Raw genomic sequence first — 17,395 nt, forward strand, 5'->3', positions numbered from 1 at the left:
TCAGCAACTATCTTCTTTCTCCATCAGATCGCTCACGGTCAATTTTTGTCAGCTGCGTATTAAGTTGATGTTCTGTCATTCCATGTTTGTATGCATTGTATTGCCAGATCACAAACTGTTGTTTGTACCTCCGGTTCTCTTCCTTAAGCTCTTCGATTTCGCTTTCAAGATTCACAATCCTAGCGGCTGCAATGTTCAAACTAGCTGGACGCGGATTTTTGGGGCCACGGCCTTTAAGCGCCCCTTTCTTTGTTTGATAGGCAGTCACTATTGCCTCATGTGCATTAAGGGACTGTCTCGACGGCAACTTTCCGACCAATGGTTCTGCCGCCTCACAGATTGCTGACCAGGACAGTTTTGGTTCCTGCCATCCTCGAATTAGATTCACGATGGCGTTAATGTCTCTATTGTTCAGATGCTTAGCCAAGGCCACCTCCTAACAAAGTTGTCAAATCATCTAACATCACAGCTTCTTCACTTTCTTTGCCTTTTTGCTCGATGGCCTCAATAGACGTCTTTGCGACAACACGGCGAAGCTGGCTGAAATCATTGCCCCGGAGCTTAATCTGGGCACCATTTTCAATGCCTGGATTCTCTAAAATAGCGACTAGCTCACGAAGCCGGGTGACAGTTTTCTTGTGGTATTGATACCAGCGATCAGCCCCCATCTCGCAGCTTTCTACCGCTGCATCAGCAATACAAAGCATTTGTTCTAACGTCACCAAACGTTTCTTAATTCGATCCAATATTTCTGTATCCTCGCCTTTGATACAAACCTGCTCGGTACAATTGATGCAATCTCGGAACTTCTCGCAAGGACCGATGGTGTAATCATGTACGCAGTAGCCATACTCCGTCACATGGACTGCGGCATGCTCTAAGGTACTGAACTCCAGCATAGTCATAGGAAAGTGCTTCGCCACCTCGCCTGCCGGCCCAAATAGAGCTTTTGAGGAATCGAGGCGTTCAGCCATGCCAACCAGCTCATATTCAGTCATGTGGTTGTAAGTTCGATTTTGTTTCACATCTGCCCGCCCCGACCACTTGGCAATTTCCAGGTTTGACAGACCGCCGCGCTGGGCAATGGTATTGAGTAGATGTCGAGCCTGGTGGGAGGTCAGTTTTACCGGTTCTCCGTTTACAGCATGGTAACAATGGCGATCAAAGATACTGGTGTGTTTTCCTTTCAAAGCAAGACGAGGAGTTAGATCGCTGTTGAAGAAATTATTGGTTGGCTTATGCAATTCTACTGGTAGGCATCCTCTGTTACCGTGGAACTGATTTGCATTCAGCGCAAACAAGGCATTGCTGTACTTAATTCCCTTGTCTTTATCAAACCACGGGAAGTCATCAGGCAAACGCGCCAACGTATGCTCCCACAAGCTTTTTAGTGTATGAACACCATCTTTATGGGCCAACCCTCGATTATAAAGAGAAGAACGGCATTGTTTTTTGGATTCAGAGACAAGACCGAGAGCCATACATGACTGCTCTATCGTCAAAGGCTCATCATCGGCGACATCAGGGCAGTTAGCATGGCGGTAAAATCTATTCGGATGTGACTCAATCCACTTAGCTAGTTGCCGAGCATTCTCAGTTAACATTTTAATTCTGGCTACGGCTGTTTTAGCGACGCTGACCATTACTGTGGGTATCCATTTGATGTCTCCCTCATAGCCTTTACCGGCAAAGAAACGCCAACCATAGCGTTCTATACCATCGCGGTCCGTTTCGAACACCTCACAATCCGCAGGAAGTGCTAACACCTCAGAAATGCGTGAAGGAGCTGACATCAGCATGGCAAATACCGATGTTGTAAATATGTCTCTTCCGTCTATTGGATCATTGGCAAAAATTTCCGCAAGCGCATTGAGAGCGATATCACTCGGTAGTTTCTCTTCCCTATTTTTATTCGCCTCTCTACCTGTTTTGTTCTTGTCGTCTGCACGCTTAATGGGGTTGACCCAATTTTGCACAGCACATGATACAAGCTGGTTTTCGACGACAAACTTAGCCAGCCGCTCAATCTCTCGACCACAATGATATGCTGAGCCATCGGAGTAGTGCTGCCTTGCCAACTCGGCTGCTTCATCCAGTACTGAAATCGAAAGGCCATTAATATTTGCATTCCCATTGACTTGAAGTAAAGCCGCCTCGACTGTACGGAAAGCCTTACTTTCATTCTTTGCTCCCGTGGGATGATGCCCCTGCTGGTAACGGAAATAAGCTTTGGCAAAATCAATGAAAGCAGGGTCTTGTACCTCTCCCTGTATAGGTTTTCGCGTAGTCATGCCTAACTTGGCAAATACAATTATGTTTGGCCAAACAGGTGCCCCCCAATTTAAATCGGAGCCGAATACAGTCAATTGATCTCGGCACTTGGATATGAATACTCGAAGGTTTTCAGCTGCTGTCAGCGTAGCCTTTGGCTTAAACTGGAAAATCTCAGCCATTGGCGATTGCTCCCTGTGGACGAAGCTCTTCACGACGTTTTGCACAACGCATGATCACATCTGCCACCGCGATAATGCTGCGATCAAGTACGGCAGCAATCTGGATGTCGCCGGTTATCTCTTTCACCCGTTCACGTTCGTTGAGCAGCCCCTGATAGACATCGTCATGGGGGCCATCCAGCCAAGGCTGGAAATGCATGCAGGTGTAGCAAGGAATAGGAACATTGGCACCACAAAAGCCATACTCCCCACAATTACCAACACTATGGCCCATATCGGTCCTAATACGACTGGCAGGGTCGTTACCTCGATACGCGCCCCTCTCGGAATCGACAAGTACCCCGACAAAAGCCTGGGCGTATGGTGCCAATTGGAAACCAACCGCCTCATCAAGCCTTTTCACATGCTCGGGAATGTTTTTGATGTAAACTCCGGCGTTTTGGGTATCCGTATGGTCAAGCAGTTCCGCAATAACCAACTCGCCAAAGCCTTCCCTAGCTGCTCTTGTGCCCGTGGTATAGCGAAAACGACGAGCATTGATATGTAATAGCTCACCGGTGCGTTCCGACCGGATATCCGATTTTTCTATGATGTACTGAAGTGTGTTGGTTATCTTTGCTGCGGGAATGTGGAGTTTGTCAGTAGCAAGTAGCTGGCGGAATTCATAAAGAGATTGGACGACATCTAACACATCAAGATCTGGAAACAGAGGGATTTGCTGTCGGTCACCTTCCTGCAATTCAAACCTTAGATGATTCTCAATCAGTGAAATCGCATTCCTTGCCTGAGCGCTCAGAATTGCCCATAGTTCCAGTGATATCGCAAAAGGTTTGAAATTTTTACGAAAAGAGCTGTTGCACTGCTTGGCTCGCGGCACATTCAAAACATAGAATGGCTCACCTTTTTCATTTTCACCGCAAAGCACATCGACCGCATGAAGCATCGAGATCTGAATGGGCCGTCGTCCTGTATGACTGATGCTAAGTGCCATCGCCAACTCAGCTATGGTAATTAAGCTCTTTTCATAAGCCCGAACAGCCCCCTCGTTAAACGCTGTCAGCTCATTATCTGTCAGTGGCCCTTCATGAGGATCCTGACGCTTAACCGCATCCCCCTTACGATTACCCTTTAGCCTCCAGCCATACAGCAAACGGATCACATCTTTGCTGATACCGGGATAACCCAGCTGGTGCCAAGTTCGAAGAAAGCCACGTATAGTTGCCAGATACCATTCTGTTGCAGGCGTCAACATTGAACGATAATTAACCAATGTCGTATCAGTGATTGCTTCCGCTTCAGTCTCACGCAGCATGTGCTGAAACCGCATAGTAATGTTCATAGTATGAGAAGCGGAAAGACTAGAAGCATAAAATGCTAGTGTACGCAGGCAGCCATCAAGTACCTCGCCTGACAAGTGTTGGTGAATATCTGCAAGAGTAACAGTTGTATTTTTATCCAAAACCCACGATGGATCATACAACTGAAAGAAGTAGCCATTGGCCTTGGCACGGATTTGATCTGATGATGCTCCAGGTACAGCTCTATTCGTCATCATTCTTCATGTCCTCTGGTAAACGGGTACCGCTGCCTTCTTGCAATACCAGAGCGGCCTCAAAACCCTTTTGCCGAATGAAACGTTTGTTGTAAATAGCTGCGGTTCCTGAGCCATCCCTCCAGCCCATTAAATACGAACGAAGCTGTTCTTGGCGTTCCTCGCTGACTTTCTCATCCATTGCATCCATTCTTTCTGAAAACTTGCGATTCCAGGTATGACGGAGCGAATGCCCGGTCGCTGCATACAATTGCGGCGAGACAGTCCTGACCACGGAAAAAATTTTGTGATATCCCGCCTTCGAAATAGGATTACCCACAGTTGGTCCAGACTTGTATGTGATGTAGCCCCCTGAAACACCGGACAGTAGCTGTATCTCCAGATAAGAGATAGGCTTGAATATATGTCTAACACTAACGCCAATTTTGAGATGACCGGGATCCTGTTAGGGCAAGAAGTCCGTAAACGTAAAACTCCTCAGGAGAAGATCGCCATTATCCAGCAGACGATGGAGCCGGGTATGAATGTCTCCCATGTCGCCCGCCTGCATGGTATCCAGCCCAGCCTGCTGTTTAAGTGGAAGAAGCAATATCAGGAAGGCAGCCTCACCGCCGTTGCGGCTGGAGAGGAAGTCGTTCCTGCTTCTGAGCTTACTGCTGCTCTGAAGCAGGTCCGGGAGCTTCAGCGCCTTCTGGGCAAGAAAACGATGGAAGTTGAGATCCTGAAAGAAGCCGTGGAGTACGGTCAGTCGCGAAAATGGATAGCGCACGCGCCCTTGTTGCCAAAGGACGGGGAATAGCCATGGTCAGCCGGACCATGGGCGTGTCGCGTGCGCAACTGTCACTGCGGATTAACCGTTCTGCCGACTGGCAGGACAGGCGCTGTAACCGGCGTAATGAAGAAGCAGACGCAGAAATACTGTCGGCTATCCTCAACATTATCAGCGATATGCCGAGTTATGGTTATCGACGCGTGTGGGGCATCCTGCGCAAGCAACGTCGCACAGAGGGACAGCCACCTGTGAATGCCAAACGGCTTTACAGGATAATGAGCGAGCATAACCTGTTGTTGTTGCATCACAAACCAGAGCGACCGAAGCGTGAACATAAGGGCAAGATAGCGGTGGCAGAAAGCGATATGCGCTGGTGTTCAGATGGCTTCGAGTTCGGCTGCGACAACGGCGAAAAACTGCGGGTAACGTTCGCGCTGGACTGCTGCGACCGTGAGGCCATAGACTGGGCAGCAAGCACGGGAGGCTATGACAGTTCGACCGTGCAGGATGTGATGCTGAGGTCGGTGGAAAAGCGCTTCGGCGACAGGTTGCCCGACACAGCGGTGCAGTGGCTGACGGATAACGGTTCAGCGTATACCGCGTATGAAACGCGGAGGTTCGCGAGAGAGCTGAATCTGGAGCCCTGCACAACAGCGGTGAGCAGCCCGCAGAGTAATGGCATGGCCGAACGGTTCGTGAAAACGATGAAAGAAGACTATATCGCGTTCATGCCAAAACCGGATGTGAGAACAGCACTGCGAAACCTTGCAGTAGCGTTCACGCATTACAATGAAAACCACCCGCACAGCGCGCTGGGATATCACTCCCCGAGGGAATACCGGCGGCAGCGGACATCGTTAACTTAAGATACAAAAGCTGTTCGGAGATGGAGGGTCAAGATCAGTCCAGACTTGTATGTCACAAACAAGTAATCATTTTTCTTAGCATTTCGGATTTTACGCCGATCATGAATGATATAACTATGCAGTTCTAGAACTAAAGATTCAGACAACGGTAAGAGTCGTTCTCTGGTTTTGGCATTAGGCTCATTGGTTCTAGAGTCAGCCCGCTCATCTGCTCGCCTAACAATACGGATCCTGTTAGTACTAAAATCAACATCCTGTATTCTGATATTCAATAATTCACCACCCCGAATACCAAGATAAAACAGAAGCAAGATCATCAGCCGATTTCGGCGCTGCACTTCAATTGAAAAAGGATTTAATTTGGATCCAGGAAGGATAACTTCAAATAGTGAATCCAATTGAATATCACTCAGTGACCTATCTTGTAGCTCACTGCTTCTGCGCTGTTTAGAAGGCCTGCGCTTCTTTATCTGTTGCGCCATAGCGTCGATCTGTTGGACCACTTCCAGTTCTGCCGTCTTTAAAATATGCATCGCATACCAGTGTAAATAGTTGGCACACGTTGTCAGCCTAGAATGCTGTGTTCCGTTATCAACAATATCGGACTCCGGCTCATCAAGCCAAAGGGTAGAGGATGTATTTAATGACTTCTTTGCTTGCTTACGCTGAGCAAAATCTCGCAGGTCGTCCAGCTCATGTGGTTTTAAGAAATTTTTGGTCAAAAAACGCTGTTCAAGGTCAATTCCACGAATATCTAAAAAGCGGAGCAAAACAATTAGGTTGCTAGCCGCCGCTGACATCGTTGAAAAAGCATCCCCCCTATTGCGGAGTTGTGTTGTTAAATAAAGAGTAGGGTAATACACGGGAAGGCCAGAAGAGCGATTCATCACTATGCAGTAGCGCTCGCCACTGTCCATAACAAATGTTTTAAGCCCGTAGTGATTCTTCATGCACCTACACCTCATAAATTTTACACAATTGCAAGGTCCATAATATCCTAAGAGAGGGTCAATAAAAAATTGACGGTTTTGATATGTCGAATACAAAAAAGCCCCTGTATTAACAGAGGCTTGATAGAAAATTCATGACTAAATGTTCTTAGGTAAATCCTAGAACGGAATATCGTCGTCGAAATCCATCGGCGGCTCATTAGACGGCGCAGCCGGAGCCGACTGCTGCTGCGGGCGAGACTGCGCGCCGCCGCTGAACTGATTGCCACCTTGCGGCTGCTGAGGCTGACCCCAACCACCCTGCTGCTGGCCGCCACCTGCCGGAGCACCACCACCCTGACGACCGCCCAGCATTTGCATGGTGCCGCCAACGTTAACCACAACTTCAGTGGTGTACTTTTCTACGCCGGATTGATCGGTCCATTTGCGGGTACGCAGCTGACCTTCGATATAGACCTGGGAACCTTTACGCAGATATTCGCTGGCAACTTCCGCCAGTTTGCCGAACAGCACCACACGGTGCCATTCAGTCTGCTCTTTCATTTCGCCGGTCGCTTTATCACGCCAGGATTCGGAAGTAGCCAGCGTAATGTTGGCAACTGCGCCACCATTCGGCATATAGCGTACTTCCGGGTCCTGGCCCAGATTACCGACGAGAATCACCTTGTTTACGCCTCTGCTGGCCATGATCGTGTCTCCTGAAAAACGTTACTGAATAAGTGTAAGCGCGGGATTGTAGCATTTCCAATAGCGCTTTTACTACGTTGCGAGATCGATTCCAGTAAACAACCCCAGACAGACATTGTTGCACAGGCATCTGCGTTTTGCATTCCAATACTGTATATCCATTCAGGTCAGGTTGTGTCATAATTAACCGTTTGTGATCGCCGGTAGCACCATGCAGCCAGGCAAAAAAGCGTTTAATCCGGGAAAGATGAATGGATAAGATCGAAGTTCGGGGCGCCCGCACCCATAATCTCAAAAACATCAACCTCGTCATCCCGCGCGACAAGCTGATTGTCGTCACCGGGCTTTCGGGCTCAGGCAAATCTTCGCTCGCTTTCGACACCTTGTATGCCGAAGGGCAGCGTCGTTACGTTGAATCCCTTTCCGCGTACGCGCGTCAGTTTCTGTCGCTGATGGAAAAGCCGGATGTCGACCACATTGAGGGGCTGTCTCCCGCCATCTCAATTGAACAAAAATCGACATCCCACAACCCGCGATCCACGGTAGGTACGATTACCGAAATTCACGACTATCTGCGCCTGTTGTTTGCCCGCGTTGGCGAACCGCGCTGCCCGGATCACGACGTTCCCCTGGCGGCCCAGACCGTTAGCCAGATGGTGGACAACGTTCTGTCGCAGCCGGAAGGCAAACGTCTGATGCTGCTGGCGCCGGTGATTAAAGAGCGTAAAGGCGAGCATACTAAAACGCTGGAAAACCTGGCAGGCCAGGGCTATATCCGCGCCCGTATCGACGGTGAAGTGTGCGACCTTTCCGATCCGCCCAAGCTTGAACTGCAAAAGAAACACACTATTGAAGTGGTGATTGACCGCTTTAAAGTACGCGACGATCTCACCCAGCGACTGGCAGAATCCTTTGAAACCGCGCTGGAACTGTCCGGTGGTACGGCGGTGGTCGCCGATATGGACGATCCGAAAGCGGAAGAGTTGCTGTTCTCCGCCAACTTCGCCTGCCCGATCTGCGGCTACAGCATGCGCGAGCTGGAACCACGCCTGTTCTCGTTCAATAACCCAGCGGGTGCATGCCCGACCTGTGACGGTCTCGGCGTGCAGCAGTATTTCGATCCTGACCGGGTGATCCAAAATCCGGAACTGTCGCTGGCCGGTGGTGCTATCCGCGGCTGGGATCGCCGTAACTTCTATTACTTCCAGATGCTTAAGTCACTGGCAGAACACTATAAATTCGACGTCGAAGCCCCATGGGCCAGCCTGAACCCTGCCGTGCATAAAGTGGTGCTGTACGGTTCCGGCAAAGAGAATATCGAATTTAAATACATGAACGATCGCGGCGATACGTCCGTACGCCGCCATCCGTTCGAAGGCGTATTGCACAATATGGAGCGCCGTTATAAAGAGACGGAATCCAGCGCGGTACGTGAAGAATTAGCCAAGTTCATTAGCAACCGACCTTGCGCCAGCTGTGAGGGGACGCGTTTACGCCGGGAAGCCCGCCACGTATTTGTCGAAAATACGCCGCTGCCCGCGATTTCCGACATGAGCATCGGTCACGCCATGGATTTCTTCAACAACCTGAAGCTTGCGGGTCAGCGAGCGAAGATTGCAGAGAAAATTCTCAAAGAGATTGGCGATCGTCTGAAGTTCCTGGTCAACGTCGGCCTCAACTATCTGACGCTGTCGCGTTCAGCAGAAACGCTCTCCGGCGGCGAAGCCCAGCGTATTCGTCTGGCAAGCCAGATCGGCGCAGGTTTGGTCGGCGTAATGTACGTATTGGATGAACCGTCTATCGGTCTGCATCAGCGCGATAACGAGCGTCTGTTGGGTACGCTTATCCACCTGCGTAATCTGGGCAATACCGTCATTGTGGTTGAGCACGATGAAGACGCGATTCGCGCCGCTGACCACGTTATCGACATCGGCCCCGGTGCGGGCGTTCACGGCGGCCAGGTGGTTGCCGAAGGTACGCTAAAAGATATCATGGCCGTGCCTGAGTCGCTGACCGGCCAGTACATGAGCGGTAAGCGCAAGATTGAAGTGCCGAAACAGCGCGTGGCGGCAGACCCGGAAAAAGTGTTGAAGCTGACCGGCGCGCGCGGTAACAACCTGAAAGATGTCACCCTGACGCTGCCGGTTGGTTTATTTACCTGCATTACCGGTGTTTCCGGTTCGGGTAAATCGACGCTAATTAACGACACGCTGTTCCCGATTGCACAGACGGCGCTGAACGGTGCCACGCTGGCTGAACCCGCGCCATATCGTGATGTTCAGGGCCTGGAACATTTCGACAAAGTGATCGACATTGACCAAAGCCCGATTGGCCGTACGCCGCGCTCTAACCCGGCAACCTACACCGGTGTGTTTACGCCAGTGCGCGAACTGTTTGCCGGCGTACCGGAGTCGCGTGCGCGCGGTTATACTCCGGGTCGTTTCAGCTTTAACGTCCGCGGCGGACGCTGTGAAGCTTGTCAGGGCGACGGCGTGATCAAAGTCGAAATGCACTTCTTACCGGATATCTACGTGCCGTGCGATCAGTGTAAAGGCAAGCGCTATAACCGCGAAACACTGGAGATTAAGTACAAGGGCAAGACTATCCACGAAGTGCTGGATATGACGATTGAAGAAGCGCGTGAGTTCTTCGATGCCGTTCCGGCGCTGGCGCGTAAGCTGCAAACGCTGATGGACGTGGGTCTGACGTACATTCGACTGGGTCAGTCCGCCACCACGCTCTCGGGCGGTGAAGCGCAGCGCGTGAAGCTGGCGCGTGAACTGTCCAAACGCGGTACCGGTCAAACGCTGTATATTCTCGATGAACCGACCACCGGTCTGCATTTTGCGGATATTCAGCAACTGCTGGACGTGCTGCATCAACTCCGGGATCAGGGCAACACCATCGTAGTGATTGAGCACAATCTGGACGTGATAAAAACCGCTGACTGGATTGTCGATCTCGGTCCGGAAGGCGGCAGCGGCGGCGGGGAAATTCTGGTTTCAGGCACACCAGAAACGGTCGCTGAGTGTGAAGCCTCACACACGGCCCGTTTCCTCAAACCACTGTTGTAATCATGCCGATGGCGCTACGCTTATCAGGCCTACAAAATATGCATAATTGCTTGTAGGCCTGATAAGGCGATGGCGCCTCATTGCGGAAAACAGATCAGGACTGCGCCAGTATCCGGCGTTTATCTTCCGGCAGCGTGTTTACGGCCTGCTGATAAGAGGCGTCTACCAGGTAGTAGATTTGCGAATCCGGCAGCGAGCCGTCCAGATACACCGTACTCCAGTGCGCCTTATTGAGATGCCGGCTTGGCCGTACATCGCTATGCTGCTGACGTAACAACTCTGCCAGTTCCGGGCTGGTTTTCAGTGACACCGCCGGGCGTTCTTCCACCTCTTTTACCATGGCAAAAAGCACATCTTCGACTTTGATTTGTGTGGCCTTCCAGTCACTGTGTACGCTCTGCTCGGCGCCCATTTTTGCCATGCAGTATTGCAGCAACTCCGAATTTGTCATCTTAATTCCCCTTACCAGCATATTGCCTAATGAGAACATCTTTTATTCAGTGTGCAGCAAGTCCGCAAAAGGTAAAAGCAGGTAACGCAAATTTGTTTAAAAAAACAACAACCGCAAGCAACGTCCTCAATACTCCGAGTTGACGATCACCTCTTCACCAAACGCGCCGGCCTGTGGCAACGGTTTATAAGTGGAGTTAGAAGCGCGTAAAATACGAATGCCGCGAATACCCACGTCTCGGGCGGCGGTAATGTCATTATCAGAGTCGCCGTAGAACATGCGGATATTTTTATCCTGCAGCCACTGCGTTTTCGTATTCTGGCCCGGCTTATCACCGGCAAAAATGACCGGGTTCATATTGCCGGCCGGGATGTGAAAGTTATCGGACAGCGTTTTCGACACCGTTTCGGTCTTCGTCTGGCTACGCCCGGTTACGAAAAAGATGCTGTCGCCGCGACGCACGTGCATATCAATCAACTGACGCGCCACTTCTTTCGGAATGCTGAATTCGTCCCAGCCATTGTTCATTTTTTCCCAGAAGGCCGGATTTTTCAGGTAATCCTCACTGTCCGGAGAATACGTTTTTTTTCCGCGCCAGAAGCCTGGGCTGGAAAAGAGGACGGTGTCATCGATATCAAACCCGACGGCCATCGGCGGGCGTCCGGTCAGGCTGTTTTCAATTTGTGCCACGGAGACCCAGTGAATGGGTGCCTGCTCAGCGAGTTTTGCAACGTTGGTGCCTGGATTAAGCTGAGAGGGAGAGGAAACTAACGCCTGGGCCGGCTGATTTAGCGTGAACAATAAACAAACGGCACTCAGTGCCAACGTAAACTTGCGCATATTTTTCCCTAAGTAGTCAGTTAGTTATCATTTTTTTATTAACAACTGGTCAAAAAACTATCTGACCTTACCCCTTAGGGGGAGGGAAAGGAAGGATTTTCTCTGGTTTTGTCCTGGAAAAAGAGCATGATCACATTGGAAAACAGGCCAATAGCACGCTGAAAGAAAGTAGGCCGGATAAGGTGATTACACCGCCATCCGGCAATACAATGCCTGATGGCGCGACGCTTATCAGGCCTAAAAACCCGGTTACATGACAGCGGCAAATGCCTTCGCCACGCGTTGCACGTTACCGTGATTTAACCCGGCCACGCACATACGACCACTGGCTATCAGGTACACACCGAACTCATCGCGCAGGCGATCGACCTGAGCAGCGCTTAGCCCGGTATAGCTGAACATCCCGCGCTGTTGCAGCAGGTAATCAAAGTTACGACCAGGGATCTCCGCATTCAATACGTTAACCAGCGCCTGGCGCATCGCCAGAATACGGGTACGCATCTCTTCGACTTCCGCCAGCCAGCTGGCTTTCAGCGCGTCATCACCCAACACTGCGGCCACGACCTGCGCACCAAAGTTTGGCGGGCTGGAATAGTTACGACGCACCGTCGCTTTTAGCTGCCCCAGAACGCGGCTGGCGGCATCAGCGTCTTCACCGACCACTGAAAGTCCGCCGACACGTTCGCCGTACAAAGAGAAAATCTTCGAGAATGAGTTGCTGACCAGTGCAGGTAATCCGGCGCTGGCAATGGCGCGGATCGCATAGGCATCGTCTTCCATTCCACCGCCGAAACCCTGGTAAGCAATATCCAGGAACGGGATCAGATCGCGAGCTTTCAGGATCTCAATGACACCATCCCATTGCGCGGGGGTTAAATCCGCACCCGTCGGGTTATGGCAGCACGGATGCAGCAGTACGATGCTGCGCGCCGGTAAGGTGTTCAGCGTGGCCAGCAGGTCGTTGAAACGCACGCCATTGGTGGTGTCGTCATACCAGGGGTAAGTACTTACTTCGAACCCAGCACCTTCAAAAATTGCGATGTGGTTTTCCCAGGTCGGATCGCTGACCCACACGCCAGAATCAGGGAAATAGCGTTTCAGGAAGTCTGCGCCAACCTTTAGCGCACCGGAGCCGCCCAGCGTCTGAATCGTTGCGACGCGCTGCTGCTGGAGAACCGGATGCTCTGCGCCAAACAGCAGCGGCGCAATAGTATGGCGATAAGTGTTCAGACCTTCCATCGGCAGATACAGCGAAGCGCCATGCGGTTTGGCATTCAGTCGGGCTTCCGCTTCTGCCACCGCTTTAAGCTGAGGAATAATGCCGTCTTCGTTGTAGTACAGACCGATGCTGAGGTTCACTTTATCGCTACGTGAATCTTCTTTGAAACGCTCCATGAGCGATAAAATCGGGTCGCCGGCGTAGGCGTCAACTTTTTGAAACACGTGTGGTTCTCCAGGTTTACAGGCAGGGGTTAAGAACACAATAAACCGGAAGCGGGAGAAGATCGAGAGGATGTTGAGAGGAATATTGCCGGATGGCGGCGTAACCGCCTTATCCGGCACATCATGAACTTAATCGATATACTTCATTGCCACCCTTGAGGTCAGGCGCGTGATAAGTTCGTAAGCACTTACTTTCGTCATTTCAGCAATGCGTTCAACGGGCAGGCCTTCACCCCACAGGATAACCGAATCGCCGGCTTTGTCCTGCGCCTCGGGACCTAAATCGACGCAAATCATATCCATCGCGACGCGACCGACGATCGGCACTTCACGGCCATTGACCAGTACCGGTGTCCCAGACGGCGCTGCGCGCGGATAACCATCACCATAGCCCATCGCCACCACGCCAAGACGCGTGTCGCGCTCGCTCAGCCAGGTTCCACCATAGCCAACCGGCTCGCCCGCTTTGTGTTCACGCACCGCAATCAGGCTGGAAGTGAGCGACATCACCGGCTGGCAGCCAAAATCGGCACCGATAGAGTGGTTTTCCAACGGCGATACGCCATACAGAATCAAACCCGGACGCGCCCAGTCGAAGTGAGACTGCGGCCACAGCAGAATACCACCCGACGCGGCGATCGAACGCTGACCCGGTTTACCTGCGCAAAAGCTATTGAAGATATCGAGCTGCTTTTCGGTCGCGCCGCACTCAGGCTCGTCCGCGCGCGCAAAGTGGCTGACGATATTGACCGGCTGGCGCACGTTTTCACATTGCGTCAAGCGCTGATAAAACGCCTCGGCCTGCTCCGGACGCACGCCCAGCCGGTGCATTCCTGTGTCGAGCTTCATCCAGACGGTGACCGGTTCAGCCAGTACCGCGGCTTCCAGAGCTTCAAGCTGCTCTTGGTTGTGGACGGCAGTATGCAGACGCTGCGCGGAGATAGTCGGCAGATCGGAAGCATCAAAAAATCCTTCCAGCAGCAGGATGGGCTGCGTGATCCCTCCCGCTCGCAACCGCAGGGCTTCTTCAAGACGAGCGACACCAAAAGCGTCCGCATCGGGGAGCGTTCGCGCGGTCTCTAACAGACCATGGCCGTAAGCGTTCGCTTTCACGACCGCAACCAGTTTACTGGCTGGAGCCAGTTCACGCAGACGTTGCAGGTTGTGTCGCAGAGCGCGGCGGTTAATGACTACAGTTGCCGCTTGCATTTGTATTCCTTGATAAGTATTTGCTTGAGTAACCTGATTCAGTGTTGTTATTCGTCGTCGTACTGCGGGCCAGCATAGTTATCGAAGCGCGACCACTGACCGTTAAACGTCAGGCGCACCGTACCGATCGGGCCGTTACGCTGTTTACCGATAATGATCTCGGCGATGCCTTTCAAGTCGCTGTTTTCGTGATAAACCTCATCACGATAGATAAACATGATTAAGTCGGCATCCTGCTCGATGGAGCCGGACTCACGCAGATCCGAGTTGACCGGACGCTTATCGGCGCGTTGTTCCAGAGAGCGGTTAAGCTGCGACAGCGCCACCACCGGCACATGCAGTTCTTTCGCTAACGCTTTCAGCGAGCGGGAAATTTCAGCAATTTCCAGCGTACGGTTGTCGGAGAGCGACGGCACGCGCATCAGCTGCAGGTAGTCGATCATGATAAGTCCGATACCACCGTGTTCGCGGGCGATTCGACGGGCACGTGAGCGCACTTCCGTTGGCGTCAGGCCGGAGGAGTCATCAATATAGATGTTTCGTTTCTCCAGCAAAATACCCATTGTTCCGGAAATTCGCGCCCAGTCTTCATCATCCAGTTGACCGGTACGGATTTTGGTTTGGTCTACACGTGAGAGTGAGGCCAGGGAACGCATCATGATCTGTTCTGAGGGCATTTCAAGACTAAAGATAAGAACCGGCTTATCTTGCAGCATCGCCGCATTTTCGACGAGGTTCATTGCAAATGTCGTTTTACCCATCGACGGACGCGCGGCGACGATAATTAAGTCTGACGGCTGCAAACCAGCAGTCTTTTTATTAAGGTCGTCATAACCGGTGTTGACCCCGGTGACACCATCGTGTGGCTGCTGGAACAGCTGTTCGATACGCGCGACGGTAGCGTCGAGCACATCGGTAATATTTTTCGGACCTTCGTCTTTATTGGCGCGACTTTCAGCAATTTTAAAGACGCGGGATTCCGCGAGGTCCAGCAGATCTTCACTGGAACGGCCTTGCGGATCAAACCCGGCTTCTGCGATCTCGTTCGCCACCGAAATCATGTCACGAACAACGGCACGTTCGCGGACAATATCCGCATAAGCACTAATGTTCGCTGCACTTGGCGTATTTTTAGATAACTCAGCCAGGTAAGCAAAACCGCCGACGCTGTCCAGTTGCCCCTGAACTTCCAGCGATTCTGCAAGCGTGATCAGATCGATGGGTTTTCCCATCTCCTGCAGGCGATGCATTTCGGTGAAGATGTGCCGGTGCGGTCGGGTATAAAAATCTTCCGCCACCACACGCTCAGCCACATCGTCCCAGCGCTCGTTATCCAGCATTAAACCGCCCAACACCGACTGTTCCGCTTCAATCGAGTGCGGCGGTACTTTCAGCCCGGCGACCTGGGGATCGCGCTCACGAGCATCAGTCTGTTGTTTGTTGAAGGGTTTATTTCCTGCCATAGTGAATGGAGTTACCGAGATAATGATTGGGTCGAAAGATTACCACATTTCTTTTGGAGGAAGCATGGCAACACGTATTGAATTTCACAAGCATGGTGGCCCTGATGTACTCAAGGCTGTGGAGTTTACGCCTGTAGACCCGGCGGAAAATGAAATCCAGGTCGAGAACAAAGCGATTGGGATCAACTATATCGACACCTATATCCGCAGTGGTCTTTATCCACCGCCTTCTCTGCCCAGCGGTCTGGGTACCGAAGCCGCAGGCGTGGTCAGTAAAGTCGGTAGCAAAGTGACGCACATTAAAGCCGGCGATCGCGTGGTTTACGCTCAGTCTCCCTTGGGCGCCTACAGCTCAGTGCATAACGTCCCGGCTGATAAAACCGCTATTTTGCCCAACGCTATCTCGTTTGAACAAGCTGCAGCCTCATTTCTTAAAGGGCTCACCGTTTTTTATCTGTTGCGTAAGACCTATGAAATTCAGCCCGATGAACCATTTTTATTCCATGCGGCAGCAGGCGGCGTCGGTATGATTGCCTGCCAGTGGGCAAAAGCATTGGGTGCAAAGCTGATTGGCACTGTCGGTAATGCGCAAAAAGCGCAAATTGCGCTGCAGGCCGGCGCATGGCAGGTCATTAACTATCGTGAAGAGAGCATTGTAGAACGTGTAAAAGAGATCACTGGCGGTAAAAAAGTGCGGGTGGTGTATGACTCGGTGGGGAAAGATACCTGGGAAGCCTCACTGGATTGCCTGCAGCGCCGGGGGCTCATGGTCAGCTTTGGTAATGCTTCCGGACCGGTGACTGGCGTTAACTTAGGCATTCTGAATCAGAAAGGTTCGCTGTACGTGACTCGCCCTTCACTCCAGGGTTACATCACCAACCACCATGAATTAACCGAAGCCAGCAATGAGCTTTTCTCGCTGATTGCCAGCGGAGTGATCAAAGTGGATGTCGCACCGGGCCAGACGTTCGCACTGCACGACGCGCAGCGTGCTCATGAAGTGCTGGAAAGCCGGGCCACACAGGGGTCGAGTTTGCTGATCCCGTAACGCCCTCATTTCCGTTAAATAATTCAAGCCGCCAACAAACCTGCGGTTTGAATTATGAAGGGGGAAGAAAGAATTAGGGCTTCCCGTAGGAAGCCCTTTCTTTTTTTAGTTCGGCTGTATGTAGGGTACAGCTCGATGAATTCGTTAACCTGGCAATAGTGACAGATTTGATAATCAATTCCTATTTGCTTCTAAAGGCAATGTTGCAGGTTGTGACACACCGCTCAATACCTTAGTAAAATCGGCGGTTATTGCGCTGATACTGTGGGACTTTTGGCGCTTTTATCGCCTTGATAACCCACACCACGGCAACGGCCAATAACAGCCAGGGCAACAGTTTAATCATCAACGCAAATAGTCCGCCCAAAAACATCACCACAGTGGCTACCACCAATGCGGCCAGCACTCCCAGCAAAGATACGCCGGTGACCATCAGCATGATAAAAAATCCAATCACAAAAAGTAGTTCCAGCATGGCTCTCTCCCGAAATGAAATACTCTCCACAGCTTTACAAGAAACATGCCAAAATTAATATATTGATTTATAAAGCAAACGCCCCGCGACGAAGCGCAGGGCGTGGTGAAAT

15 protein-coding genes are annotated in these 17,395 nt (G+C 51.5%); 3 read left to right on the forward strand and 12 right to left on the reverse strand.

Annotation, left to right across the window (positions count from 1 at the left end; genetic code table 11):
• Positions 1 to 7: 7 nt before the first annotated feature.
• The 4 genes from HV350_RS22655 to HV350_RS22670 are packed head-to-tail and all read right to left on the reverse strand — an operon-like array spanning position 8 to position 4,324.
• A complete protein-coding gene (locus HV350_RS22655) occupies positions 8 to 427 on the reverse strand; it encodes a hypothetical protein (protein WP_044702301.1) in 420 nt (139 codons plus the stop codon).
• On the reverse strand, positions 420 to 2,453 hold the full coding sequence (locus HV350_RS22660; RefSeq protein ID WP_044702299.1) for an integrase: 2,034 nt from the start codon (positions 2,451 to 2,453) through the stop codon (positions 420 to 422). Before HV350_RS22660 ends, HV350_RS22655 begins: the two co-directional genes overlap by 8 nt.
• Positions 2,446 to 4,008 carry a site-specific integrase gene (locus HV350_RS22665; protein WP_052739234.1) on the reverse strand — a complete coding sequence of 521 codons (1,563 nt, stop codon included), beginning with the start codon at positions 4,006 to 4,008 and terminating at the stop codon, positions 2,446 to 2,448. The genes HV350_RS22660 and HV350_RS22665 overlap by 8 nt, the downstream gene beginning before the upstream one ends.
• Entirely contained in the window at positions 3,995 to 4,324 is a 330-nt protein-coding gene (locus HV350_RS22670; protein WP_249418021.1) for a hypothetical protein, read from the reverse strand. Before HV350_RS22670 ends, HV350_RS22665 begins: the two co-directional genes overlap by 14 nt.
• A 111-nt stretch (positions 4,325 to 4,435) precedes the next feature.
• On the opposite strand from HV350_RS22670, the gene HV350_RS22675 reads away from it, so the two are divergent.
• Positions 4,436 to 5,643 (forward strand): IS3 family transposase gene (locus HV350_RS22675; RefSeq protein WP_089617520.1). Its coding sequence is split into 2 segments (ribosomal slippage): positions 4,436 to 4,757 and positions 4,757 to 5,643, totalling 1,209 coding nucleotides; the frame shifts between segments, so codons are not numbered across the junction.
• Here the strand turns inward: HV350_RS22675 and HV350_RS22680 are convergent.
• Positions 5,640 to 6,593: a site-specific integrase gene (locus HV350_RS22680; protein ID WP_249418022.1), complete on the reverse strand. Its 954-nt coding sequence runs from the start codon at positions 6,591 to 6,593 to the stop codon at positions 5,640 to 5,642. The two genes, HV350_RS22675 and HV350_RS22680, sit on opposite strands and share 4 nt — an antisense overlap.
• Positions 6,594 to 6,752: 159 nt before the next feature.
• Positions 6,753 to 7,280, reverse strand: a complete 528-nt coding sequence (gene ssb1 / locus HV350_RS22685; protein WP_016155359.1) for a single-stranded DNA-binding protein SSB1 — start codon at positions 7,278 to 7,280, stop codon at positions 6,753 to 6,755.
• Positions 7,281 to 7,531: 251 nt separating this feature from the next.
• Between ssb1 and uvrA the strand changes: the two genes are divergently transcribed.
• Positions 7,532 to 10,354: an excinuclease ABC subunit UvrA gene (gene uvrA / locus HV350_RS22690; protein WP_016155358.1), complete on the forward strand. Its 2,823-nt coding sequence runs from the start codon at positions 7,532 to 7,534 to the stop codon at positions 10,352 to 10,354.
• Between the two features lie 94 nt (positions 10,355 to 10,448).
• Here the strand turns inward: uvrA and HV350_RS22695 are convergent, their stop codons facing one another.
• The 5 genes from HV350_RS22695 to dnaB all read right to left on the reverse strand — a co-directional run bounded on the left by HV350_RS22695 (position 10,449) and on the right by dnaB (position 15,760).
• On the reverse strand, positions 10,449 to 10,805 hold the full coding sequence (locus HV350_RS22695; protein ID WP_016155357.1) for an MmcQ/YjbR family DNA-binding protein: 357 nt from the start codon (positions 10,803 to 10,805) through the stop codon (positions 10,449 to 10,451).
• 126 nt (positions 10,806 to 10,931) lie between these two features.
• Positions 10,932 to 11,645, reverse strand: coding sequence for an acid phosphatase AphA (gene aphA / locus HV350_RS22700; protein ID WP_003826615.1), 714 nt, complete (start codon positions 11,643 to 11,645; stop codon positions 10,932 to 10,934).
• 249 nt (positions 11,646 to 11,894) lie between these two features.
• Positions 11,895 to 13,088, reverse strand: a complete 1,194-nt coding sequence (gene tyrB / locus HV350_RS22705; RefSeq protein ID WP_181629360.1) for an aromatic amino acid transaminase — start codon at positions 13,086 to 13,088, stop codon at positions 11,895 to 11,897.
• Between the two features lie 129 nt (positions 13,089 to 13,217).
• Positions 13,218 to 14,297, reverse strand: a complete 1,080-nt coding sequence (gene alr, locus HV350_RS22710; RefSeq protein WP_016155354.1) for an alanine racemase — start codon at positions 14,295 to 14,297, stop codon at positions 13,218 to 13,220.
• Between the two features lie 47 nt (positions 14,298 to 14,344).
• Positions 14,345 to 15,760, reverse strand: a complete 1,416-nt coding sequence (gene dnaB, locus HV350_RS22715) for a replicative DNA helicase (RefSeq protein ID WP_003826610.1) — start codon at positions 15,758 to 15,760, stop codon at positions 14,345 to 14,347.
• Between the two features lie 64 nt (positions 15,761 to 15,824).
• Here dnaB and HV350_RS22720 point away from each other — a divergent pair, with 64 nt between their 5' ends.
• Positions 15,825 to 16,808, forward strand: coding sequence for a quinone oxidoreductase (locus tag HV350_RS22720; RefSeq protein WP_016155445.1), 984 nt, complete (start codon positions 15,825 to 15,827; stop codon positions 16,806 to 16,808).
• A 232-nt stretch (positions 16,809 to 17,040) separates the two neighbouring features.
• Here the strand turns inward: HV350_RS22720 and pspG are convergent, their stop codons facing one another.
• Positions 17,041 to 17,283 carry an envelope stress response protein PspG gene (gene pspG / locus HV350_RS22725; RefSeq protein ID WP_016155352.1) on the reverse strand — a complete coding sequence of 81 codons (243 nt, stop codon included), beginning with the start codon at positions 17,281 to 17,283 and terminating at the stop codon, positions 17,041 to 17,043.
• Positions 17,284 to 17,395: the final 112 nt, after the last annotated feature.

This window comes from Citrobacter sp. RHBSTW-01013 (assembly GCF_013781985.1).
In the GTDB taxonomy this organism is placed as follows: domain Bacteria; phylum Pseudomonadota; class Gammaproteobacteria; order Enterobacterales; family Enterobacteriaceae; genus Citrobacter; species Citrobacter braakii.

What these genes read in the sequence shown, in the direction of transcription:
- dnaB (WP_003826610.1), bottom strand. Translation starts at nt 15,760, where the DNA reads ATGGCAGGAAATAAACCCTTCAACAAACAACAGACTGATGCTCGTGAG.
- HV350_RS22720 (WP_016155445.1), top strand. Translation starts at nt 15,825, where the DNA reads ATGGCAACACGTATTGAATTTCACAAGCATGGTGGCCCTGATGTACTC.
- pspG (WP_016155352.1), bottom strand. Translation starts at nt 17,283, where the DNA reads ATGCTGGAACTACTTTTTGTGATTGGATTTTTTATCATGCTGATGGTC.
- alr (WP_016155354.1), bottom strand. Translation starts at nt 14,297, where the DNA reads ATGCAAGCGGCAACTGTAGTCATTAACCGCCGCGCTCTGCGACACAAC.
- HV350_RS22680 (WP_249418022.1), bottom strand. Translation starts at nt 6,593, where the DNA reads ATGAAGAATCACTACGGGCTTAAAACATTTGTTATGGACAGTGGCGAG.
- HV350_RS22665 (WP_052739234.1), bottom strand. Translation starts at nt 4,008, where the DNA reads ATGATGACGAATAGAGCTGTACCTGGAGCATCATCAGATCAAATCCGT.
- HV350_RS22695 (WP_016155357.1), bottom strand. Translation starts at nt 10,805, where the DNA reads ATGACAAATTCGGAGTTGCTGCAATACTGCATGGCAAAAATGGGCGCC.
- uvrA (WP_016155358.1), top strand. Translation starts at nt 7,532, where the DNA reads ATGGATAAGATCGAAGTTCGGGGCGCCCGCACCCATAATCTCAAAAAC.
- aphA (WP_003826615.1), bottom strand. Translation starts at nt 11,645, where the DNA reads ATGCGCAAGTTTACGTTGGCACTGAGTGCCGTTTGTTTATTGTTCACG.
- ssb1 (WP_016155359.1), bottom strand. Translation starts at nt 7,280, where the DNA reads ATGGCCAGCAGAGGCGTAAACAAGGTGATTCTCGTCGGTAATCTGGGC.
- HV350_RS22660 (WP_044702299.1), bottom strand. Translation starts at nt 2,453, where the DNA reads ATGGCTGAGATTTTCCAGTTTAAGCCAAAGGCTACGCTGACAGCAGCT.